The organism is Trebonia kvetii, from assembly GCF_007827045.1.
GTDB classification, from domain to species: domain Bacteria; phylum Actinomycetota; class Actinomycetes; order Streptosporangiales; family Streptosporangiaceae; genus Trebonia; species Trebonia kvetii.
Window position 1 is genome coordinate 186,649 of the sequence record NZ_RPFW01000006.1, and the last position, 21,415, is coordinate 208,063.

Genomic DNA, 21,415 nt, shown 5'->3' on the forward strand with positions numbered 1-21,415 from the left:
TAATAAAACGCCGGCGCCCTCGCTGGCCGTTCCGGGCGAAGTCACACGTCAAACAGCCTCACCGTATGCTCTGAGACGTGGATGATCGCGAGGAACTGCTGGCAGGCATCAAGGCGAAAGGCGTGGTGCACGGCGACTTCCAGCTCTCGTCTGGCGCCCACGCCACCAGCTACGTGGACCTGCGCCGGGTGACGCTAGATGGCCGGCTCGCCCCCCTTGTCGGGCGGGTACTGCTCAACGCGACCGCGGACCTGTCATACGACGCGGTCGGCGGCCTTACGCTCGGCGCGGACCCGGTCGCGACGGCGATGATGCACGCGGCGGCGAGCCGTGGCACCCCCATCGACGCATTCGTGGTGCGCAAGTCCGAGAAGGCGCACGGGCTGCAGCGGCGCATTGAGGGACCCGACGTGCAGGGCCGCCGGGTGCTCGCACTCGAGGACACGTCCACCACGGGCAACTCCGTGCTCACGGCGGTCGACGCGCTCGAGGAGGCGGGCGCCGAGGTCGTCGGCGTCGCGGTCCTCGTCGACCGTGGCGCCAGGCAGAAGGTCGTCGAGCGCGGCCTGCCCTACGTCGCCGTATACGAACTTGACGAACTAGGGACATAGCCCCACGAGCCAAAGCGGCGCGCGCGGAGGCGAGCGGGAACTAGCGGCGAATGCGGTCCGCCGGCGCACCGCCGCCGCGGGCCGCGTTCGCCGCGGCCTCCCGCCGGAACTCGCGCAGCCGGATCACGACGAACGCGATGATCGCGATGCCGACCACGGCCACCAGGACGTAGGTGGCCTGGGTGAGGCTGTGGTTGACCTTGCTCCACTCGCCGCCGAGGCTGTACCCAGCCCAGGACAGCGCGGTCACGTAGACAGCGGTGCCGATGAAGCTGAGGATCCCGAACCGCAGCGGCGGGATCTCCACGATCCCGGCGACGATCGACGCGAACGCCCGGACGACGGGCAGCATGCGCGCCACCGGCAGCGCCCACGCGCCGCGCCCGACAAGGAACCGCTCGGCGCGGGCCACGTCCCTCTCGGTGATGAGGACGTACCTGCCGAGTCGGTGGACCAGCGGCCGGCCGCCTGCCCGGCCGACACCATAGGAGATGTAGGAGCCGATCATCTCGGCGAGCGTCCCTAGGATGATCACCATGGCCAGCGACGGGTGCTGGTGCGTGCCGGGGATGGCACCGGACGCGACCGCACCGCCGAGCAGGAACGTCAGCTCGGACGAGATCGGCACGCACATCGCTTGCAGCACGCCGAACACGATCACGGCGTAGATGGCGTGCGAAATCAGGAAGCTGGTCATGCGCACCTTTGTACCCCATGGCAGGCATGGCCCACGCCGGTTCCGGGTGCGGCGGCCTATGAGATCTTGCTGAATTCCCCAAGCCGCGAGGTTAGAGCCGGTCTGCGGCGCCCGCGGCCCGGCCACTAGAGTTCTGCTGAGCCAACTTATTCAGGAGTCATCCCCATGCCGATCGCGACCCCAGAGATCTACGCGCAGATGCTCGACCGGGCCAAGCAGCAGGGCTTCGCTTACCCGGCGATCAACGTGACCTCAAGCCAGACGCTGAACGCCGCGCTGAAGGGCTTCGCCGACGCGGAAAGCGACGGCATCATCCAGGTCTCCACCGGCGGCGCCGAGTACCTGTCCGGCCAGGCGGTTAAGGACATGGTCACCGGCGCGACCGCGCTTGCCGAATACGCGCACGTGGTCGCGGCCAGGTACCCGGTCAACGTTGCGCTGCACACCGACCACTGCCCGAAGGACAAGCTCGACGGCTACATGCGCCCGCTCGTGGCCATCTCCGCTGAGCGGGTCCGGGCCGGACGGGAACCGCTGTTCCAGTCGCACATGTGGGACGGGTCAGCGGTGCCGCTTGCCGAGAACCTGGAGATCGCCGCCGACCTGCTCGCCAAGTGCGCCGAGGCCAAGATCATCATGGAGCTCGAGATCGGCGTCGTCGGCGGCGAGGAAGACGGCGTCGTCGGCGAGATCAACGAGAAGCTGTACTCCACCACGGAGGACGCCCTGGCCACGGTCGAGGCCCTCGGCCTCGGCGAGCGCGGCAGGTACATCCTGGCGGCGACCTTCGGGAACGTGCACGGCGTGTACAAGCCGGGTCACGTCAAGCTCCGCCCGAGCGTGCTCAAGGACATCCAGGACACGGTGGGCGCCAAATACGGCAAGGAAAAGCCGTTCGACCTGGTCTTCCACGGCGGCTCAGGCTCTGCGGAGTCCGAGATCCGCGAGGCGATCTCCTACGGCGTGGTGAAGATGAACGTCGACACCGACACCCAGTACGCCTTCACCCGCCCGGTCGCCGGCCACATGTTCAGCAACTACGACGGCGTGCTCAAGGTGGACGGTGAGGTCGGCAACAAGAAGGCGTACGACCCGCGCACCTGGGGCAAGTCGGCCGAGGCGGGCATGGCGGCCAGGGTTACCCAGGCCTGCCAGGACCTGCTCTCCGCCGGGACCAGGCTCTCCTAAGTGCCGAACTAGGTCAAAACCCAAAAAACGGATCATCCCGAACGGGTGCGTGTTTCACGTGAACCGCGAAGCACGCACCCGTTCGGTGTCTAGGTTTTAGTTCTTGAGTTCTGCGTAGGCTTCCTTGCTGCTGTCGGCGAGGAACGACCAGCAGCGCTGCTCCTCATCGGTCTCGCCGATGATCCCCGCCGCGGTCGCCAGGGCGGCCAGGCAGCGGAGGAAGCCGCGGTTGGGCTCGTGGGACCAGGGCACAGGCCCGTGGCCCTTCCAGCCGCTCCGGCGCAGCGCGTCGAGGCCCCGGTGGTAGCCGGTGCGGGCGTAGGCGTAGGCCTCGACAGGGCGGCCGCCATCCAGGGCCGCCTCCGCCAGCATCGCCCAGGCCAGCGAAAACGCCGGGTACTTGGCCGCCACGTCCACCGGAGCGGTGCCGGAAGCCACGAGTTCCTCCGCCGCGACCTGCGCTGGCAGCAGGGTTGCCGGGGGCTCGCCGAGCAGGTTCACGTGATCACTCATGGGCACGAGTCTGCCAGATCCTCATCCAGGCCACCCCGCCTGGGTTTTACCAGGGTCTTTCGGGTAATCTCATGTGGCAAGAGCCCCTGTCGCACTTGCGTCGTCAGGGGCTTTCGTCGTGTGAAAGGCTGAAGAAGATGCCGGCGATCGTGCTGATCGGTGCCCAGTGGGGCGACGAGGGTAAGGGCAAGGCGACCGACCTGCTCGGAGACCAAGTCCAGTACGTCGTCAGGTACCAGGGCGGCAATAACGCTGGACACACGGTTGTCATCGGCGAGGAGAAGTACGCCCTGCACGTCCTGCCGTCCGGCGTGCTGTCACCGAGCGTCGTCCCGGTCATCGGCAACGGCGTCGTCATCGACCCGAAGGTCCTTTTCGAGGAGATTGACGCGCTCGAGGCGCGCGGCGTCAGCTGCGAACGCCTCCTGGTCAGCGCGAACGCGCACCTGATCATGCCCTACCACCGCGCCCTCGATAAGGTCAGCGAGCGGTTCCTCGGCAACGCGAAGATCGGCACCACCGGCCGCGGCATCGGGCCGACCTATGGCGACAAGATCGCGCGCGTTGGCATCAGGGTGCAGGACCTGTTCGACCCCGGCATTCTCAACCAGAAGCTTGAACTGGCCCTCCGGGACAAGAACCAGCTGCTCACGAAGGTCTACAACCGCCGCGGCGTGGACGCGAAGCAGGTCGCCGACGAGTACCTCGCCTACGGCGACCGGCTGCGTCCCTACGTCGCCGACGTGGGCCTCGTGCTCGGCAAGGCGCTCGACAACGGCGAGACGGTGCTCCTCGAGGGCGCGCAGGGATCGCTGCTCGACATCGACCACGGCACCTATCCGTTCGTCACCTCGTCCAACCCGACGGCGGGAGGCGCCTGCGTCGGCGCGGGCGTCGGGCCGACCAGGATCGGCAAGGTCATCGGCATCGTCAAGGCGTACACCACGCGCGTCGGCTCCGGGCCGTTCCCCACCGAGCTCAAGGACGAGTGGGGCGAGTACCTGCGCAAGACCGGCGGCGAGTACGGCGTGACGACCGGGCGGGCCCGGCGCTGCGGCTGGTTCGACGCGGTCATCGCGCGCTATGCCACCCGGGTCAACGGGGTCACCGACTTCTTCGTCACGAAGCTCGACGTGCTGTCCTCGCTTGACAAGGTGCCGGTGTGCGTCGCCTACGAGATCGACGGCAAGCGCTACGACGAGATCCCGATGACGCAGACGGACTTCCACCACGCGAAGCCGGTTTATGAGTACCTGGACGGGTGGTGGGAGGACATCACGCAGGCCCGCTCGTTCGCTGAGCTGCCTAAGGCGGCGCAAAACTACGTCAAGGCGATCGAGGAGATGTCTGGGGCGCCGGTTAGCGCTGTTGGCGTCGGGCCCCGGCGGGACCAGACCTTGCAGCTTCGTCCGCTGCTTTAGGGCTGCCGCATTTTGCGCCCCACGTGCTCCCTGGTCCGTGGTCGTCGCTGGTTGCGGAGTAGGCTGCGGTGGCGTGCGAGTACTTGTGATCGGCGGCGGGGGGCGGGAGCACGCACTTGTGCGGACGCTGGCCGCGGACCCTTCGGTCAGCGCGCTCTTTGCTGCTCCGGGGAATCCGGGGATGGCGGGGCTTGCGTCATTGCATGGGGTCTCTGCTAGCGATCCATCTGATGTGGTCCGGGTGGCTCGGTCTGTTTCTGCGGATCTTGTAGTGGTTGGGCCTGAGGCGCCGCTTGTGGCTGGCGTTGCGGATGCGCTGCGGGATTCGGGGATCGCTGTTTTCGGGCCTGATGCTTCTGCGGCGCGGGTTGAGGGGTCTAAGGCGTTCGCCAAGGACGTTATGACGGCGGCGGGGATTCCCACGGCTCGGGCGCGGGTCGCTACCACTCCCGCCGACGCCGAGGAGGCGCTTCGGGAGTTCGGAGCGCCGTATGTGGTCAAGGATGACGCGCTTGCCGCCGGCAAGGGTGTGGTGGTCACCGCGGACCTCTCGGTGGCGCTGGCGCACGCTGCCGCCTGCCGGCGGGTCGTCATCGAGGAGTTTCTTGACGGGCCCGAGGTGTCGCTGTTCGCGGTGGCGGACGGGCTGACGGCGGTGCCGCTGCTCGCGGCGCAGGACTTCAAGCGGGCACAGGACGGTGACCGGGGGCCGAACACCGGGGGCATGGGCGCCTACGTGCCGCTGCCGTGGGCGCCTGCCGGGCTGACCGCCGAGGTGATGGCCACCGTGGTCCAGCCCGCGCTCGACGAGCTGGCGCGGCGCGGCGCGCCGTACCGCGGGCTGCTGTACGTGGGTCTCGCGCTGACCTCTAAGGGGGTCAGGGTGGTGGAGTTCAACGCGCGGTTCGGCGACCCGGAGACCCAAGTGGTGCTCGACCGGCTGGCGACTCCGCTGGCCGGCCTGCTGCACGCATCGGCGGTGGGCGACCTGGACACCTCGCGCCACCTCGCCTGGCGCCCAGGTGCGGCGGTCACCGTGGTGATCGCCGCCTCCGGATACCCGGAAGAGCCTGCCAAGGGCGACGTGATCACGATAAAGGACCTGCCTTCGAATGCTCTGCCCGACGGCACGGATGGCTACCTGCTGCACGCCGGCACCGCACTGTCCGGCGGTGACCTAGTGACATCGGGCGGGCGGGTGCTCAACGCCGTGGGCTCGGGCGCCGACCTCGCGGCCGCGCGTGCCGCGGCCTACGCCGTCGCGGAATGCGTGGAGTTCCGCGGTGGCTGGTACCGACGTGACATCGCCGAGCGGGCAAGCGCCCCCGGCTGATCTGCCGCAGCGGGTCAGCACGCTTGAACTGTTCTTTGATCTCGTCTTCGTCTTCACCATTACGCAGCTCACCTCCTACCTCGCACGCGACGTGACGCTGGCGGCCGCCGGGCGGGTGCTGCTGGTGTTCGGCCTGCTGTGGTGGATGTACGGCGGCTATGCCTGGCTGACCAATACAAGGACGCCGTCGCTCGCGCCTGAGCGCCTGCTGCTGTTGCTCGGCATGGCCGGGTTCCTGGTCATCGGGCTGTCCATACCGCACGCATTCGGCGCGAACGGCAGCCACGGCAGGGACGGCCTCGCGCTCGGCCTCGGGTACCTAGTCGTCGTTTGCGTGCACGGCGGCCTCTACCTGCGAGTCAACCGGAACATCAAGCGGATACTGCCACTCAACCTCGCGTGTGCGGTGCTGGTGATCATCGCCGGCGTAACACCCGCACCTGCCGCATACGGGGTGTGGGCGGCTGCCCTGGCTATCCAGGTGCTCGGGTCAGTCTTCGTCCGGCTGGAGAGCCGGTTCGACATCCAGCCCGCACACTTCGTCGAGCGGCATGGCGCGCTGATGATCGTGGCCTTCGGCGAGTCGGTGGCCGACGTGGGGATCGGGGCGGAAGGCAGTCCGGTCGACGCGGCCCTCGCCCTGTCCGCCACGCTCGGGCTCGCGCTCACCGCCGCGCTGTGGTGGGCCTTCTTCGGCACCGGCGACGACGACAGAGCCGAGGAGATGCTGACGAGTGCCGCGCCTGCCAGGCGGCCACGGCTGGTCCTCACTGCCTACTTCTACGCTTACATCCCGATGCTGCTCGGCATCATGACGACCGCCGCCGGGCTGCGCAGCTCCATCGGGCATCCGGGCGCCACGCTGACGGCAGGGCCCGCGATCGCGCTGGCAGGCGGCGTGACGCTGTTCCTCGCCGGAGATGTCGCGTTCCGCGCGGTGCTCGGCATCGGAAGGCCCAGGTACCGGATGCTCGCCGCGGTGCTGGCTCTCGCGGCCTGGCCGGTTGCCGTGTCGGTCGGCGCCGCCGCGGGGATTGCCCTGCTCACGGCCGTGGTGGCGGGTGCGCTGGCGGTGGAGGGTTTCGCCGAGCACGCTACCGTTGAACCATGATCGACAGGTACACGCTGCCGGAAATGGGCCGGATCTGGTCCGAGGCCCACAAGTACGAGCTCTGGTGCCAGGTGGAGACCCTGGTTCTCGAGGCTCACGCGCGGGCCGGGACGGTGCCTGCCGACGCGGTCGGGCCGGTCCGCGCCGCGCCGCCGCCCACGCCGGAGGCCGTGGCGGAGGTGGAGGCGGTTACCGAGCACGACGTGATCGCGTTCCTCACCGCCTGGGCGGACAACACCGAGCCCCGGTCGGCCGCGGCGTTTGTGCACTACGGCATGACGTCATCCGACCTGCTCGACACCGCGCTCGCCATGCAGCTCGCCGAGGCGACCGACCTGCTGCTCGCCAAGGCCGACCGGCTGGTGGCGGTGCTGCGGGATCACGGGCTCGAGCACCGCGAGACGCTGCGCTCCGGGCGGACGCACGGCATCCATGCCGAGCCCGACGTGTGGGGTCACCGGGTCGCCGACTTCGCCTTCGCCGCCGCCAGGTCACGCGACCGGATCCGCCGGGCCCGTGAGGCGGTCGCGGTCGGCACGCTTTCCGGGCCAGTTGGCAGCTACTCGAACATCGACCCGGCGATCGAGGCCGAGGTGATGCCGGCGCTCGGGCTGCGCGCGGCGGACGTCGCCACCCAGGTGGTGATCCGCGACGGCATCGCGGAGTGGGTCTCCGCGCTCGCCATTCTCGCCACGGTGTGCGAGGCGATCGCGCTCGAGGTCAGGCACGGGCAGCGGACGGAACTCCGCGAGCTCGCCGAGCCGTTCCGTACGGGCCAGAAGGGCTCGTCGGCGATGCCGCACAAGAAGAACCCGATCCGCTCGGAGCGGATCTGCGGGCTCGCGCGCGTGGTCAGGTCGCACGTGACACCGGTTACCGAGGGCATACCGCTGTGGCACGAGCGGGACATCTCACACTCGAGCGTGGAGCGGATCGCGCTGCCCGACGCCGCGATCGCGACGGACTACATGCTGCACCTGACCATCGGCCTCGTCGAGGGCCTCGTCGTGGACGCCGCCCGGATGCGGGCGAACATGAACATCACGCACGGCCTGCTCTACTCGTCGTCTGTCCTGCTCGAACTGGTGTCGAGCGGCCTTTCCAGGGAAGACGCGTATGCGCTGGTCCAGGCCGCGGCGATGGAAACCTGGGACACGCAGACGCCCTTCCGTGATTCCCTGATTGCTCAGGGTAAGAAGAAAGGCATGGTTCTTGATGAACTGGCACTTGACCGGGCGTTCCGCGCGGAAAATTACGTCGCGCGGCTTGGACATGTCTTTGACCGACTAGCGAGTCTCTCCTGAGCACCCGAAACGGGTGGCATACTGGACAACGCGTTCGCACGGGTGTGCTCATGGAGTGCGCCGTTTCTCGTCGATTCCCCTCGGACAGGAGCTGCATCCACATGACCAAGGGCACCGAGATCCGCTACCGCGTCCGTGGCGGCACGCCCCTTCAGGGCACGGTCTTCGTTCAAGGCGCCAAGAACGCGGCGCTGAAAATGATCGCCGCGGCGCTGCTCACGGACAAGGGCCGGACCGTGCTCAGGAATGTCCCGCCGATTGAGGACGTGCGGCGCGCCGTCGAACTCGCGCAGGTCATCGGCGCCCGCGTCGAGTTTCACGAGGCGGAGCGGACCCTGGTCGTCGATGCCTCCACGCTCACCTCTCCGGTCCTGCCCGCGGAGATCGCCAGGCGGTTCCGGGGTTCTGTGCTCTTCGTGCCCGCGCTGCTGCACCGGTTCGGTGAGGCGGTGATCGAGGGCGTCGGCGGCTGCAACCTTGGCAGCAGGAACCTCGACTTCCACTACCGTGGCTTCGCCCGGCTCGGCGCGACCGTCGACGAGGGCGAGTCGGTCATCCGCATCACCGCCAGGGACGGCCTGCGCGGTGCGCACCTGTACCTGGACACGCCGTCGCACACCGGCACAGAGAACCTGATGATGGCGGCCTCGCTCGCGCCCGGCACGACGATCATCGACAACACGGCGCAGGAGCCCGAGGTTCTCGACATGATCGCGTTCCTTAGCAAGATGGGCGCGGAGATCAGCGGCGGCGGCACCGGGTTCATCACCGTGCACGGGGTGTCCGAGCTCAGGGCGGTCGAGCACACGGTGATGGCGGACCGGATCGACGCCGGCGTGTTCGCCATGGCGGCCGCGTCCGCGGGCGGCGAGATCAACCTGGTCGGCGCGAACCTGGACCACCTCGGCGTGGTCCGCTGGAAGCTCGAGCAGATGGGCGTCGAGTTCGCCACCAATGGCGCGGTGCTCCAGGTCCACCGGGAGAAGCCGCTGCGGCCGATAAACGTGATCACCAGCCCGTTCCCCGGGTTCGCGACGGACCTGCAGTCGCCGATCATGACCCTGGCGACGATGGCGGAAGGTGCGAGCTACATCCGCGAGACCATCTTCGACGGCCGCTACTCGCTGGCGGCCGAGCTGAACAAGATGGGCGCGAAGGTCGAGATCGACAACAACGTGGCGATCGTGCACGGTCCGTCCGTGCTGCGCGGCACCGAGGTGGTCGCGCCCGACCTGCGCGGCGGCGCGGCGCTCATCCTCGCGGGCCTGGCCGCCGAGGGCGAGACCGTGATCTCTCCCGGCTACTACATCGACCGCGGGCACTCCGCGATCGACGAGCGGCTGCGCGCCCTTGGCGCGGACGTCACCTGCGAGGAGCACGAGGCCGTAGTCGCGGCCTAGCGACATCAGCTTTACGCGTAACGCGGCCGACCCTTCAGCGGGGCCGGCCGCGTTTTGCGTTGACCGCGCCGGGCGGCGCGGTAGCGCTAGTTCCGGTGGGGGAAGGCGCTAGCCACCGCAAGGATAGCGTCGTTCGCGGCAGGCGTGCCGACCGAGATCCGCGCACCCTCGCCGGCGAACGGACGGACCGCGACGCCCGCGGTGTCGCACGCCTGGGCGAACTCCATCGTGTGCTCGCCGAGGCGGAGCCAGACGAAGTTCGCCTCAGTCACCGGCACCGTCCAGCCGTCCGCAAGCAGCGTCTCGCGCACCCGTTCGCGTTCCTTCACCACGCTCTCCACGCGGCTCAGCAGTTCGTCCTCGGCGTTCAGCGAGGCCACCGCCGCGGCCTGCGCTACCGAGTTGACCGTGAACGGCAGCATCGTCTTCCTGACCGCCTCGGCCACCGGCTTATGGCCGATGAGGAAGCCGACTCTCAGGCCCGCGAGCCCGTAGGCCTTGGAGAAGGTGCGCAGCACGGCCACGTTCGGCCGGTCGCGGTACACCTCAACGCCGTCGGGAACGGCGGGGTCCCTGATGTACTCGTGGTAGGCCTCGTCGAGCACGACAAGGCAGTCGGCGGGAACCCGGTCGAGGAAGCTGATGAGTTCCTGCTCGCGAACCGCTGTCCCTGTCGGGTTGTTGGGGTTGCAGACCAGGATGAGCCTGGTGCGCCGGGTGATCGCCGCCGCCATCGCGGCCAGGTCGTGCGTCTCGTCCCGCAGCGGGACCCGCACCGAGGTGGCGCCCGCAAGGTCCGCCAGGGGCGGGTAGGCCTCGAACGAGCGCCAGCCGTACATGACCTCGTCGCCCGGATCGCTGACGGCCACAATGAGCTGCTGCAGCACACCGACGGAGCCGCAGCCGACCGCCACGTGCCCGGCGGGGACGTCGAACCGCTCGGCGAGCGCGCTCGTCAGCGCCTCCGCGCCGTTGTCCGGGTAGCGGTTGACGCCGCGTCCCGCCTCCGCGATCACCTCGACGACCGACGGCAGCGGCCCGTAGGGAGACTCGTTGGACGACAGCTTGTGCGCTTCGCCCGTCGCGACGGCCGGCATTTTGCCTGGCTTGTACGCGGGAACGGTGTCGAGCACCGGACGGAATCGGGGCGTTACGTCAGTCATGCCCCTTAGATTAGGACAGGGTCTTGGCTGCGAACGTGTAGGCCTGCTGACCGAGTTCCTGGACCGCCTTCTCCGAGGCGTTCGGGCCGACCACTGTCACCGTGCCGACGAATCCGGCGCCGCGGTAGATCAGCGACCACATCTCCTGCGCGCCGTCGCCGCTCGGGCGCACGTCGAGCGCCTCGGCCTGCCTGCCGATCCCGGTGACCGCGGCCTGACTGACGCTGTACGTCACGCTCTTGCCGCCGGACTTGGCCACGTAGTGCGTGCACCGGGCAGGGACGAGGCCGGAGATCGCGGCCGTAGCGGAGCTGCCGGACGACGAGATGAGCACCTCGGAGACCAGGTTCTTGGCCACCTTGAAGGTGACGGCGGCGGCCTCCGCGCCCTGCAGCGCAGCCGGCTCGAATCCGTTCCGGGCGGCCGCGGCGCAGGCCTTGGGCGTCACCTGGCTGCCAGCCGCTCCTTGGCTGCCCGCATACACGGAGGCGAGCGTGCCGTAATCGCCCATGCTCGCGGGTCCGGCCGGGGCGACGCCGTTGACCCGGGTAAGCAGCGCAGCGCGCAGCTTCTCCTCACTCGACAGCCGAGACGCCTTGGCCGCCGCCGACGCGGACGCCGCGGCGGACCCTTCGGCGGCCGCGGAATGCCCGCCACCAGTGCACCCGGCGAAACTCACACACATGACGGCCACAAGGAGCCCCCACATCCCCGTGCGCCAGCGACGGTCCCCCATCCCCCGCTCCTCCCCCTAAGAACCATACCCCCATCACTGCGCGACAATAGCGCACCGTGAGTGACGAAGAATTACTGGGAGTAAGAAACGGGCCGGCCTACGGCCCTCGCACCGCACTTTGCATAGACCTGTCGCGTATGGATGTACCGCTGGGCCGGCTCTGGCCGGCTAAACGGGAGCTTCTTGGCGGTCCAGTGGCGGTGAGGCCAGGCGGGGCCGACTCAAGCCGACCATGGCGGGAGTCGAGCTCGAGGATGCCGCTTGCCCAGCTGCTGCTGCCAGCGCGCAGGCGGCCCGGGTGGGCGTCCGGTGTGAAGATGGGAACGCCGCCGCCGGCCGCGAACGGGGATCACGTAGAAGCGGTACCGGTCCACCTGGGGATTTCATGCGGTTTTGGTAACGGGCGCGGCTCGCCTCGTGTCAAGTGTTACACCTGGGTAAGACTCGCTGGGCGATCACCAGCGACTGGCACAAGCAATTCACATGCTCGCGGTCATCACCGCGAGCAGGAACGTCCCAACCGCCGCGAAGCCGTGCGCGATAGGGACGAGAACGGCCGGGTTGGGGCGGATGGGGCGGTGCCCGGCCGCGGCTTCGCGGCGGTGCTCATCGATCAGGCGCGCGATCATCTCATCGGTGATCTGGTACTCCAGCGAGTCGCCGCCCTCGGCCGCGCCCGCGGCAGTCTCGGGGAGGGCCACCGCCGGCGCGTCCCATGGGGACGTCCGCCGCCCACCCGGCTTGCGGGCCGGATACGGCGTCCACAGCGTCACGGTACAGAGCCCGAGCCCCACGGTCACCATCAGCACGCCGACCGCCGTCCAGGCCAGCGCCCGCGCGCCGGAAGCCAGATAAGCGACCCAGACGACCAAACCGAAGAGAGCCAGCCCGGCGTGGCCGAAGATCAGCTGCGGCGGCAGCCCGCCGGCCCGGGCGCGCTCCCGGCGCAGACCGCCGCGCACCAGCCAGGTCCGCAGCATGAAGGCGCCCAGGCTCGCGGTCAGCAGCCAGCTAATGAACGTTGCGAACCGCATGACATCTCCCTGGCACCTATTCAGACCAGGATGATCGGCCTTGACTAGTCCAGTCTTGCACAGGTCATCTGCCCGCACCCGACGGGACAGGGTCCCCGCTGGCCGCCGCTAGGGCACAAGGGAATCGGCGACCTGCGCGATGCCCCGGCCCCATGACGCGATCTGTCCTGGCGCCAGGTACGCGGTCCCCGCCGTTGTGTGGTCGGCCATCGGGGCGGCGATGTACCGCTCGCGGCCGTCCGGGCCGATGAAGTAGATGACCGAGGTGTGCACGATGTCCGCATTGCGGCTGGGCACAGCGACCGCGACGCCGTAGCCGCGCCAGGCAGCCCGCAGGGAGTTCACCGGCCCGGTGAAGAAATGCCAGCCGGGGATCGAGCCGAGCTGGTGCTCGTTCGAGAACGCCGCGACGTCCGAAACCCGGTTGAAGAACTGGTTGACGTTGACGGCGGCGAAGACCACCTGCCCCGCCGCCTTGCCGAGGTCGTGGTAGGCGTCGACGAACTCCTGGGAGACCAGCGGGCAGATGTCGGTGCAGTGCGGGTCCATGAACTCGAGGACGACGACCTTGCCGCGCAGGCCGGACAATGCCAGCGTCCTGCCGTCCTGGTCGGTAAACCGGAACCCGGGCGCCGCCCTGGCGGGGACGGGGGACAGCCCCATCAGGTTGATTGTGGGCAGCGAAACGCTCGCCGGGATGCCCGAGGGCCGCTGCCCGGCGAGCGCACCCGCGTCGTGCCGCCTGACGGCGACCACCAAGGTGACGAGCCCGGCGATGAGGATGACCGCGACCGCGACCGCCGCTGCCAGAATCCACGCCCGGCGATTCGGGTCGCTGGCAGCGCCCCGGGCGTCCGCGGCCCGGGCCGCCTGCGCGGTATCCGCGCCGTGCCGGGGCACTTGCCTGCTGGATCTCATAGTCACTAACCGCCTGTCCGGCGTTAGCCCGGCGGCTGGACGGGGTTGCGGCCAGCGTGCCGGCCGGCGCCTGAGCCCGCGGTCGAGGGTGGCGCTCAGGCCGCCTTCGCTGCCGACGATCTGCCGGATGATGACGATCAGGGTGGGCAGGGCCCAGAAGTCCCCGCAGACCCACAAGATCGCCGCGCCGATCTGCTGGTCGGCGAACGGGGGCAAGATCACGCCGGGCAGGTGGTTGTAGACCGGGTACACCGAGGTCCTGCTGAAGATGCTCAGTGCCATGGCCAGCATGATCATCACCGCGTTGGTGCCGAGGAGGGCGGCGGCGCGGCTGGTCAGCGGCATCCGGCGGCGGAACGGCGGCGAGGGGACGTACTGCAACCAGAACAGCAAGCCCACGGCGAGGAAGCTGCCGTGCAGCAGCCAGATGTGCACGGCCTGGTTGTTTTCACCCAAGTCGAATAGGGCGGGAACATGCCAGGCGATCATCACCGCGTTGAAGAGGACCACTGACACCCAGGGCCGCAGCAGGAATCCGCTGGCCGCGCGCAGCGGCCGGGACCAGCCGCCGGCCAGGACGCCGCGGGTGGCGGCGCGGCCCAGGCGAGCGGGCAGCGCGGCCAGCAGCGGCTGCCACGGGGCGCCGGCGGCGATCAGGGTGGGGGCGGCGAACATCAGCAGCAGGTGCTGGATCATGTGCACGAAGAAGTAATCGTCGGACCAGTAGTCAATGGGTGACTCGGTGGCGAACAGCAGCACGGCGAGCCCAGCGTAGAAGCACGCCGACCGCAGCCGCCGCTGCCGGGTCCGTTCCGGCCGGGAACGCCGGGCCAGCTGCCACAGGCCCGCCTCATGCCAGGCCGCGACGAGGACGGCCGCGACGAGGAACGGGTCGAAGGACCAGTTGTTCAGCAGATAGTTCATCGTGGCCTACCCTGCCTGGTTCAGCCCCGAGTTCATGCCAGACACGGCGCCGGCTCCCTTCTGCGCTCTGCGGGCTCCCGCGACAGCGGGTCAACCGTGCGATATCAAGTTAAGCATCCCTTTGCCCAGGTAACAGGGGTGGCATGCACGATGAAGAAAATGCCATCCAGCGCGCTCCGCTGCTTGCCAGGACCCGTTTCGGCGGAACAGCACCACTCAGCCGGGCAGGCCAGGCGGTGCCACGTGGGCGGACAGCGCTGTGCTTGCCGAGGTGAAGAGCTGGTCTATCCGGGCACGTTGCGCGTCCATCGCCTGCTGGTCTCGGCGCAACTGCGCGGACGTGCGCTCGATCTCGGCTGGCGTCGTGGCGGCCAGTCGGCTGGCCACGTCGCTCTGAACCCGTTGCGCCAGGGGGAACCCCCAGGTGACAAGGTCTTTTACCGCCGCATCGAGGTGAAACGAGGCTAGCGACCCCGGAACCTGGTACAGGACTAGGTCCTCCATCTGCATGTTGTTGCCGGGCGAGCAGTTCGCTGCGGCCGTGTTAGCAATCGTCACCGCCGTCTTGACGTCATGACTCGTGCCGGACTCGATGGCCCGCAGGGCCGTGAGCGAATCGGTGACTCCTCCCGCGCACGACTCGATGTCGATGGTCAGGTCATGGACCACGCCTCGCAGGTCGGCGGCTCGCTGCGCGGCCGATGGCCGGTGCGGGATGGCGACGAGCACCAGCCCGGCGACGAGCACCACTGCGACGGCCAGCATCCATCTGGGGGTCCGCAGCACGGGCCAGCCGGTAGGCCGATATGCGGCCCGTGGTGGCTTCGCCATGGTCCCTCCCTCCGATTCCCGGCCGCGCGGGTCCTGCCGGCGTCATCACGCGAGCACCTGCGCTGTCTTCCGGTCGCCTCTGGGTGCTCCGAGACGGCATTTCTATTGTCGCTTCTTGTTTGTTTTCGACCAAGATGGGGTGTGGGCGCGACCTGATTGCGGTACGGCGCGTGGCGAAGCTCGCCGTCTTCCCTGACCTGGTCAGCCTTTCCTGGCCGGGGACGCCAGTCCGGCTTGGCGGAGCCCGGCTCCGTCGGACTTTTGAGCTCCGATGGTCGCAAAATGCCCCAAACTCCCGATGAAAGTTTCGTTCGTTCGTGACGGGAGGTGTTGCCTTGTGGTGCGCGATAGGGATAATAGGAATATCTGCTGGCCTGCAGCGACGGCTCGCATACTGGCCGGATCGAATACGTATTCCTCCAGTATGGGTCCGTTGCTGCTGCGGGTCTGCGAAGCGAGGTGGTACGGGTGTCCGTGACGACCCGGGCGGCGGTCCTGATCGTGGCCTTCCTCTGCGTGGTGGGGGTAGGGGTATTCGCCGCCGTGTATTACATCGGCTCGGCGACAACGCAGCTGCCGATCGTTCACTACACGGCGTCCGGCGGCCAGGTCAACGTCGTGCTGCAGGAGGATGCGCAGAACGACTCCACCAGCAGGCCGGACTGGGTGACCTACTACACCCAGGACCCGGCGACCAAGCAGTGGCTGCACACCACGCTGTTCTCGGTCCCGGCCAACACGAAGGTCAACGTGACCATCTACGGCTATGACGGCTGCACGCCGCTGCGGAACAACTACTGGAGCCAGGTGCAGGGCACGATCGGCGGCACGGTGACCGTCTCGCAGTTCGACCAGCACGGCAGGGAGTACGTCAGCAACCACACGACGCCGATCGTCAACGGGTGGTCGGACTGCAACGTGGGGCACACGTTCGCGATCCCGGAGCTGGGCGTGTCCGTGCCGGTCGCCTCCCCGAACGCGCTGCTCTCGGCGAACAACCTGTGCAGTTCCTCGCCATGTGTCACGCAGGGCAACCCCTATTCGCTTGAGACGTTCAGTTTCATGTCCCCCAGTCAGACCGGTACGTACCGGTGGCAGTGCTTTGTCCCGTGCGGCGGCGGATATCTCGACGGCAACGGCGGTCCGATGCAGACCCTCGGATGGATGGCGGGTGAAATGGACGTGGTGTCCTCGTGAGCTCGACCGAGACCCCGGCGACGGCCGACGGGAATGCGCCGGCCAAGCTGCGTCACGGCTGGCGCCTGCTCGCAATCTGGCTCGTCCTGGCGCTTGCCGCCGACCTGGTCATCTGGTTCGCCTGGTATCCGCACCTGCCGCCGGGCCGGATGACCGAATCCGCGAAACACCAGCAGTTCGACATCGCGGTGCTGGCAGTCAGCGCGGCGCCGGTCATCATCTTCGTCCTGCTCTACTTCGGCTACGCGATCGTGGTCTGGCGGGCCAGACCCGGGGACGACAGCGACGGCCCGCCGATCTACGGCGACACCAAGGTCCAGGCGACGTGGATCATCGGCACCACGGTGATCGTGCTCTGGCTGTTCGTGTTCGGCACGGTCGAGCTCATCGCTCCGGCCGGCGCCGGCGGCGGGGAGGGCCCGTCGCCGATCTGGAAGCTGGCCGGAAACAAGGCCGCGACCTGGACCCCGGGCTCCAACGACATGCTCCAGGTGCAGGTGATCGGCCAGCAGTGGGCCTTTACCTACCGGTATCCGCAGTTCGGCGGGATGGAGTCCACGGTGCTCGACCTGCCGCTGGACACTCCGATCGAGTTCCACGTGACCTCGCTGGACGTGATCCACAGCTTCTGGGCCTACCTGCTCGGCGTGAAGGCCGACGCCAACCCGCAGGTGGACAACGTGGCGTACACGACCGCGAAGCAGCTCGGCGGCTTCGTCGTCCGCTGCAACGAGCTGTGCGGCATCTGGCACGGGGCCATGTTCAACAACGGAACCGTCCTTTCGCAGCGCGCGTTCCAGGCGTGGGCGAGCGGCGTGCAGGCCAAGGAGCAGGCGGACGGAGTGCTGGCCGCGCTGCCCCCGTACGCGCTGACCTACGACCCCACCGTGATCCCCCAGCTCGGCAAGGCCGTGATCAAGATAGACGGCATCACGGGCGCCGCGGGCAACTACTACGAGCCCAGCAACCCGGTGACGCCATGACGTGCTCCCTGCTACTGACCACGGCGCACTTTAGATCTGGCATGACGTCGGTGAAGGAGTGACGGGATGGCCATCGAGATAGAGCCGGAGCGAGCGGGGCCCGCGCCCCGCGGTCCCGAGGTCGCCGCGCCGCGGCCCTATTGGCTGCGCCCCGGCATCCACACCGGAGTAATCGGCGCGGTGGCCGGCTATTTCCTCGGCCACTGGCTCGGCGACCTCATCGCTGGGGATTTCGTCCGCAGTACCCTGGCCGACACCAACGACGCGGCCATCGTGCTCGGCTACGCCGTGGGCACGATCGGCTGGCTGGCCGGCCTGGGCGTGTTCAACGACCTGGGCCGGCTCATGCTGGGCAAGCCGCCGGCCAAGGAGCCCAGGCTGCGCGGCGCGGCGGAGACCGGCCTGGCCAGGTACTTCAGGTTCACGCTCGACCACAAGGTGGTGGGCATCCAGTACCTGTACAGCATGATCGCCTACTTCCTGACCGGCGGCCTGTTCGCCATGGCGATCAGGAGCGAGCTGCTGTCGCCGTCCTACCACCTCCTCGGCCCGGAGCAGTACCTGATGGTGGTCGGCTTGCACGGCACGATGATGATGATGATGATGTCGTCGGTCATCCTCGGCCCGTTCGGCCAGTACTTCGCCCCGTTGCTGATCGGGTCGAAGCGGGTCGCGTTCCCGCGGCTGGAGGCGCTCGGCTTCTGGCTCACCGTGCCTGCCTACTTCATCTTGCTGTCCGCCCTGATGATGGGCGGGTTCCCCACCGGCTGGACCGGTTACGAGCCGCTGGCCACCCAGTCGACGCAGCCAATGGACGCGTACTTCTTCGCGTTCGGCCTGATGGGCATCTCGATGATCCTGGCCGGCTTCAACATAATCGTCACCGTCATCAACTACCGGGCGCCCGGCATGCGCTGGAGCAGGCTGCCGATGTTCGTCTGGTCGATGTTCGGGGTGGCATTCCTGCAGGTGCTGGCGGTGCCGGTGCTCATCGGGGCGTGCTACATGGCGCTTACCGACCGGACCTTCCAGACCGCGTTCTTCACCAACCAACTCGGCGGCAGCAGCTACCTGTACCAGGACCTGTTCTGGTTCTTCGGCCATCCCGAGGTGTACATCCTGGCGCTACCCGGTTTCGGCATCGTCGCCGAGATCATCTCGGTCTTCTGCCGTAAGCCGCTGTTCGGTTACAAGGTCATGGTGGCCGGGATCCTCGGCGTCGGCATCCTGTCGTTCTTCGTCTGGCAGCACCATCTGTTCATGAGCGGGATCAACTCGGACATGCGGCCGCTGTTCATGCTGACCACCGAGCTCATCTCCATCCCGACCGGGTTCATCTTCCTCGTGGCGATGGGGACGTTCTGGAAGGCCAAGATCCGGTTCTCCATCCCCATGCTGTTCGCGCTGGCCTTCTACTTTAATTTCCTGATCGGCGGCATCAGCGGCGTGTTCCTGTCGGACGTCCCCGCGGACACGACCGAGCACGGCTCCTTCTTCGTGATGGCGCACTTCCACTACACGATCATGGGCGGCCTGATCTTCGCGTTCATGGCGGGCATCTACTACTGGCTGCCGAAGATGACCGGGATCAAGCTGAACGAGACGCTCGGCAAGATCCACTTCTGGACCATGTTCATCTTCTTCAACACGACCTTCCTGCCGTTGTTCGCGCTCGGCCTGCTGGGCATGCCGCGCCGGGTGTTCGAGTATGCGCGCAACCTGGAGACGCTCAACGACTGGGTATCGATCTCCGCCTTCTGCCTGGGTGGCTCGATGCTTATCTTCCTGATCAACTTCGTCATGTCCATGACATTCTGGCGGGAACGCGAGGCCGGCAACCCGTGGCGGGCGCGCAGCCTGGAATGGCAGGTTTCCACGCCGCCCCCACCGGAGAATTTCGAGCGGGTGCCGGTGATCCTGGCCAGCCCGTATGACTACGGCGTCCGCGACGCGCTCCCGGTGGCCGACCTGAATCCGCCGCCCGGCGTTATCGGCTCCGCTTACGCGCCGGCCAGCGGAGGAGTGGAGGGTTAGCCATGGCGGATATGGCTGCACAGCCGTCGGCCGAGGCCGCGGTCCAGGCCGAGGATGAAGGCTTTTACCACGAGGCCGCGCTCAACGCCGCCTGGACCGGTTCCCGGCTGGCGATCGGCGGGCTGACGTTCCTCTTCGGCTGCTTCGCGTTCGCCTACTTCTACCTGCGCTCGCTTGATTCGGCCGCGCGGTGGCGGGGATCGGGCTACGTGCACCCGTCGCTGTGGATGGGCACCACGATCATGTTCCTCGCCTTGCTCAGCGCAGGCGTGCACTATTTCGGCCTGCAGCGGATCAAGGCCGGGCACAAGGCGACCTGGCAGATCGACTCGCTGGTCGCCATGGCCCTCGGCCTGGCGGCGGTCGCGATGCAGATCTATCAGCTCGCGGTCCTCCCGTTCCCGCCGGGAAGCTCCGGGTACTCGAGCCTTTTCACCGGCTTTTACCCGGTCCTGCTTACCATCCAGTTCGCCGTGCTGATCTGGCTGGAGATACTGCTGGCCAGGTCCAGGTTCATACCGGCCATGTCGTTCGTGGAGCAGCCGCCGACCATCACCGAGATCTACTCGGTACAACGGTTCCAGGCCTCGGTGAGCGCCTTCTCGACGATCTGGAACTACCTGGCACTGGTCGCGGTGTTTTTCTGGTTCCTGTTCTACGCCCTGTAGAGCGCCGTGAGCCGACGAGGAAGAAGGGACCTGGAGTGAGCAGTGTGATCGCGTCTGGCAACAGCGCGTGGAGCTATGGCGGGGCGATACTGACCTTCGCGTTTCCGATGCTCTTGTTCATTGGCGTGGCGGTTGGACTGTACCTCTGGTACACCAAGCCGGAAGTCGTGCCGGGGCACCGTACCTGGATCGCGGAGCGTCCGGTGTCCTACACCGCGATGCCGGGTACCCCGACGGCCACCGAGGTCCCCGGCAAACCGGCGCCCGCCCCGGGCAACCCGGCGGCGGACGACAGCACGAAGGCAGCCGAGGGCGAGAACGCGGCGCCCGAAGCCCAGGAGTGAAGACGCCGACGGCGGCCCCCGCGGGCGCGCCCGGAGTCCCCGGCCCCGGACCGGGGGGCCCGGCCAGCGGCAGCCGCCGTTCGGCGGGAGTAGTCGCCCGCGGGCTGGTTGCGCTGACCAAGCCCAGGATTATCGAGTTGCTGCTGGTCACGACGGTCCCGGCGATGCTGCTGGCCCAGCGCGGGGTGCCCTCGGTCAGGCTCGTCCTCGTCACGCTGGTCGGCGGTACGCTGGCGGCGGGCAGCGCGAACACGATCAACTGTTATCTCGACCGCGACATCGACGCGGTCATGAAGCGGACCGCGCGCCGGCCGCTGGTGGTCGGCGGGCACGGGACGATCAGGCCTGGGGAGGCGCTGGCGTGGGGAATCGCGCTCGGCGCGGGCGCCACCGCGCTGCTCGGCCTGACGGCCAACTGGCTCGCTGCGTCGCTGGCCGACGCGGCCATCTTGTTCTACGTCTTCGTCTACACGCTGCTGCTCAAGCGGCGTAGCCCGGCCAACATCGTGATCGGCGGCGCAGCCGGCTGCTTCCCGGTGCTGGTCGGCTGGGCCGCCGTCAAGGGCACGATAGCGGTGCCCGCGATCGTGCTGTTCGCGGTGATTTTCCTGTGGACCCCGCCCCACTTCTGGGCGCTGGCGATGAAATTCCGCAACGACTACGCCGCGGCGGGCGTCCCGATGCTCCCGGTGGTCGCCCCGGCCGCCGAGGTGACGCGCAAGATCGTCTGGTACTCCTACGCGATGGTGGCGGCCACGCTGGCCCTTGCGCCGTACGCCGGGTGGATCTACGGCGCCGGCGCGCTCGGGCTCGGCGGCTGGTTCCTGGCCGAGGCGCACCGGCTGCACGCCCTGGTTGCCCGGGCCGGCGCGGACCCCGGCGCGCGCCCGGTCCCGATGCGCCTGTTTCACCTGTCGATCACCTACCTGACCCTGCTGTTCGTCGCGGTCGCCGTCACCGCCCTCCTCCCCTGGGGCCGCTGGTAGGCAGGCGGATCACGGCAGC

General features: G+C 68.2%; 20 protein-coding genes. 13 read left to right on the forward strand and 7 right to left on the reverse strand.

Annotation, left to right across the window (positions count from 1 at the left end):
• The first annotated feature begins 77 nt into the window (after positions 1-77).
• Positions 78-611 (forward strand): orotate phosphoribosyltransferase, encoded by a 534-nt coding sequence (gene pyrE / locus EAS64_RS29500; RefSeq protein ID WP_145858355.1) that lies wholly within the window; start codon positions 78-80, stop codon positions 609-611.
• Between the two features lie 40 nt (positions 612-651).
• Here the strand turns inward: pyrE and EAS64_RS29505 are convergent, their stop codons facing one another.
• A complete protein-coding gene (locus tag EAS64_RS29505) occupies positions 652-1,308 on the reverse strand; it encodes a DedA family protein (protein WP_145858358.1) in 657 nt (218 codons plus the stop codon).
• A gap of 165 nt (positions 1,309-1,473) precedes the next feature.
• Between EAS64_RS29505 and fbaA the strand changes: the two genes are divergently transcribed.
• The gene (gene fbaA / locus EAS64_RS29510) at positions 1,474-2,496 is read left to right on the forward strand and encodes a class II fructose-bisphosphate aldolase (RefSeq protein ID WP_145858359.1); all 1,023 of its coding nucleotides are present in this window, start codon (positions 1,474-1,476) and stop codon (positions 2,494-2,496) included.
• A gap of 96 nt (positions 2,497-2,592) precedes the next feature.
• Here the strand turns inward: fbaA and EAS64_RS29515 are convergent, their stop codons facing one another.
• The gene (locus EAS64_RS29515; protein WP_145858361.1) at positions 2,593-3,009 is read right to left on the reverse strand and encodes a DUF3151 domain-containing protein; all 417 of its coding nucleotides are present in this window, start codon (positions 3,007-3,009) and stop codon (positions 2,593-2,595) included.
• 137 nt (positions 3,010-3,146) lie between these two features.
• Here EAS64_RS29515 and EAS64_RS29520 point away from each other — a divergent pair, with 137 nt between their 5' ends.
• The 5 genes from EAS64_RS29520 to murA all read left to right on the forward strand — a co-directional run bounded on the left by EAS64_RS29520 (position 3,147) and on the right by murA (position 9,578).
• Entirely contained in the window at positions 3,147-4,430 is a 1,284-nt protein-coding gene (locus tag EAS64_RS29520; RefSeq protein WP_145858362.1) for an adenylosuccinate synthase, read from the forward strand.
• A gap of 73 nt (positions 4,431-4,503) precedes the next feature.
• Positions 4,504-5,763 (forward strand): phosphoribosylamine--glycine ligase, encoded by a 1,260-nt coding sequence (gene purD, locus EAS64_RS29525; RefSeq protein ID WP_145858364.1) that lies wholly within the window; start codon positions 4,504-4,506, stop codon positions 5,761-5,763.
• The gene (locus EAS64_RS29530) at positions 5,714-6,874 is read left to right on the forward strand and encodes a low temperature requirement protein A (RefSeq protein WP_222849713.1); all 1,161 of its coding nucleotides are present in this window, start codon (positions 5,714-5,716) and stop codon (positions 6,872-6,874) included. The genes purD and EAS64_RS29530 overlap by 50 nt, the downstream gene beginning before the upstream one ends.
• The gene (gene purB, locus EAS64_RS29535; protein ID WP_145858366.1) at positions 6,871-8,178 is read left to right on the forward strand and encodes an adenylosuccinate lyase; all 1,308 of its coding nucleotides are present in this window, start codon (positions 6,871-6,873) and stop codon (positions 8,176-8,178) included. The genes EAS64_RS29530 and purB overlap by 4 nt, the downstream gene beginning before the upstream one ends.
• Before the next feature lie 101 nt (positions 8,179-8,279).
• The gene (gene murA / locus EAS64_RS29540; RefSeq protein WP_145858367.1) at positions 8,280-9,578 is read left to right on the forward strand and encodes a UDP-N-acetylglucosamine 1-carboxyvinyltransferase; all 1,299 of its coding nucleotides are present in this window, start codon (positions 8,280-8,282) and stop codon (positions 9,576-9,578) included.
• Positions 9,579-9,664: 86 nt separating this feature from the next.
• On the opposite strand, the gene hisC is transcribed toward murA, so the two are convergent.
• The 5 genes from hisC to EAS64_RS29565 form a co-directional block, all read right to left on the reverse strand.
• On the reverse strand, positions 9,665-10,741 hold the full coding sequence (hisC, locus tag EAS64_RS29545) for a histidinol-phosphate transaminase (protein ID WP_145858369.1): 1,077 nt from the start codon (positions 10,739-10,741) through the stop codon (positions 9,665-9,667).
• Positions 10,742-10,751: 10 nt separating this feature from the next.
• Complete coding sequence (locus EAS64_RS29550; RefSeq protein ID WP_145858371.1) at positions 10,752-11,420, reverse strand: hypothetical protein; 669 nt, start codon at positions 11,418-11,420, stop codon at positions 10,752-10,754.
• Between the two features lie 536 nt (positions 11,421-11,956).
• Positions 11,957-12,511: a hypothetical protein gene (locus EAS64_RS29555; protein ID WP_145858372.1), complete on the reverse strand. Its 555-nt coding sequence runs from the start codon at positions 12,509-12,511 to the stop codon at positions 11,957-11,959.
• 108 nt (positions 12,512-12,619) lie between these two features.
• Positions 12,620-14,353, reverse strand: a complete 1,734-nt coding sequence (locus EAS64_RS29560) for a cytochrome c oxidase assembly protein (RefSeq protein ID WP_145858374.1) — start codon at positions 14,351-14,353, stop codon at positions 12,620-12,622.
• Between the two features lie 216 nt (positions 14,354-14,569).
• On the reverse strand, positions 14,570-15,118 hold the full coding sequence (locus EAS64_RS29565; protein WP_145858375.1) for a hypothetical protein: 549 nt from the start codon (positions 15,116-15,118) through the stop codon (positions 14,570-14,572).
• A gap of 534 nt (positions 15,119-15,652) precedes the next feature.
• Here EAS64_RS29565 and EAS64_RS29570 point away from each other — a divergent pair.
• From EAS64_RS29570 to EAS64_RS29595, 6 genes are all read left to right on the forward strand, one after another.
• On the forward strand, positions 15,653-16,381 hold the full coding sequence (locus tag EAS64_RS29570) for a hypothetical protein (RefSeq protein WP_145858377.1): 729 nt from the start codon (positions 15,653-15,655) through the stop codon (positions 16,379-16,381).
• Positions 16,378-17,364 (forward strand): cytochrome c oxidase subunit II, encoded by a 987-nt coding sequence (locus EAS64_RS29575; protein WP_145858378.1) that lies wholly within the window; start codon positions 16,378-16,380, stop codon positions 17,362-17,364. The genes EAS64_RS29570 and EAS64_RS29575 overlap by 4 nt, the downstream gene beginning before the upstream one ends.
• Before the next feature lie 66 nt (positions 17,365-17,430).
• On the forward strand, positions 17,431-19,398 hold the full coding sequence (locus EAS64_RS29580; RefSeq protein ID WP_145858380.1) for a cytochrome c oxidase subunit I: 1,968 nt from the start codon (positions 17,431-17,433) through the stop codon (positions 19,396-19,398).
• Between the two features lie 2 nt (positions 19,399-19,400).
• Entirely contained in the window at positions 19,401-20,066 is a 666-nt protein-coding gene (locus EAS64_RS29585; protein ID WP_145858381.1) for a cytochrome c oxidase subunit 3 family protein, read from the forward strand.
• 35 nt (positions 20,067-20,101) lie between these two features.
• Complete coding sequence (locus EAS64_RS29590; protein ID WP_145858383.1) at positions 20,102-20,410, forward strand: hypothetical protein; 309 nt, start codon at positions 20,102-20,104, stop codon at positions 20,408-20,410.
• Positions 20,407-21,396: a heme o synthase gene (locus EAS64_RS29595; RefSeq protein ID WP_145858385.1), complete on the forward strand. Its 990-nt coding sequence runs from the start codon at positions 20,407-20,409 to the stop codon at positions 21,394-21,396. The genes EAS64_RS29590 and EAS64_RS29595 overlap by 4 nt, the downstream gene beginning before the upstream one ends.
• The last annotated feature ends 19 nt before the right edge of the window (positions 21,397-21,415 follow it).

Excerpts from the sequence above, each read along its gene's own strand:
- fbaA (WP_145858359.1), top strand. The coding sequence starts at position 1,474 with ATGCCGATCGCGACCCCAGAGATCTACGCGCAGATGCTCGACCGGGCC.
- EAS64_RS29585 (WP_145858381.1), top strand. The coding sequence starts at position 19,401 with ATGGCGGATATGGCTGCACAGCCGTCGGCCGAGGCCGCGGTCCAGGCC.
- EAS64_RS29560 (WP_145858374.1), bottom strand. The coding sequence starts at position 14,353 with ATGAACTATCTGCTGAACAACTGGTCCTTCGACCCGTTCCTCGTCGCG.
- EAS64_RS29580 (WP_145858380.1), top strand. The coding sequence starts at position 17,431 with ATGGCCATCGAGATAGAGCCGGAGCGAGCGGGGCCCGCGCCCCGCGGT.
- hisC (WP_145858369.1), bottom strand. The coding sequence starts at position 10,741 with ATGACTGACGTAACGCCCCGATTCCGTCCGGTGCTCGACACCGTTCCC.
- murA (WP_145858367.1), top strand. The coding sequence starts at position 8,280 with ATGACCAAGGGCACCGAGATCCGCTACCGCGTCCGTGGCGGCACGCCC.
- EAS64_RS29515 (WP_145858361.1), bottom strand. The coding sequence starts at position 3,009 with ATGAGTGATCACGTGAACCTGCTCGGCGAGCCCCCGGCAACCCTGCTG.
- purB (WP_145858366.1), top strand. The coding sequence starts at position 6,871 with ATGATCGACAGGTACACGCTGCCGGAAATGGGCCGGATCTGGTCCGAG.
- EAS64_RS29555 (WP_145858372.1), bottom strand. The coding sequence starts at position 12,511 with ATGCGGTTCGCAACGTTCATTAGCTGGCTGCTGACCGCGAGCCTGGGC.
- EAS64_RS29520 (WP_145858362.1), top strand. The coding sequence starts at position 3,147 with ATGCCGGCGATCGTGCTGATCGGTGCCCAGTGGGGCGACGAGGGTAAG.
- EAS64_RS29565 (WP_145858375.1), bottom strand. The coding sequence starts at position 15,118 with ATGCTGGCCGTCGCAGTGGTGCTCGTCGCCGGGCTGGTGCTCGTCGCC.
- EAS64_RS29505 (WP_145858358.1), bottom strand. The coding sequence starts at position 1,308 with ATGACCAGCTTCCTGATTTCGCACGCCATCTACGCCGTGATCGTGTTC.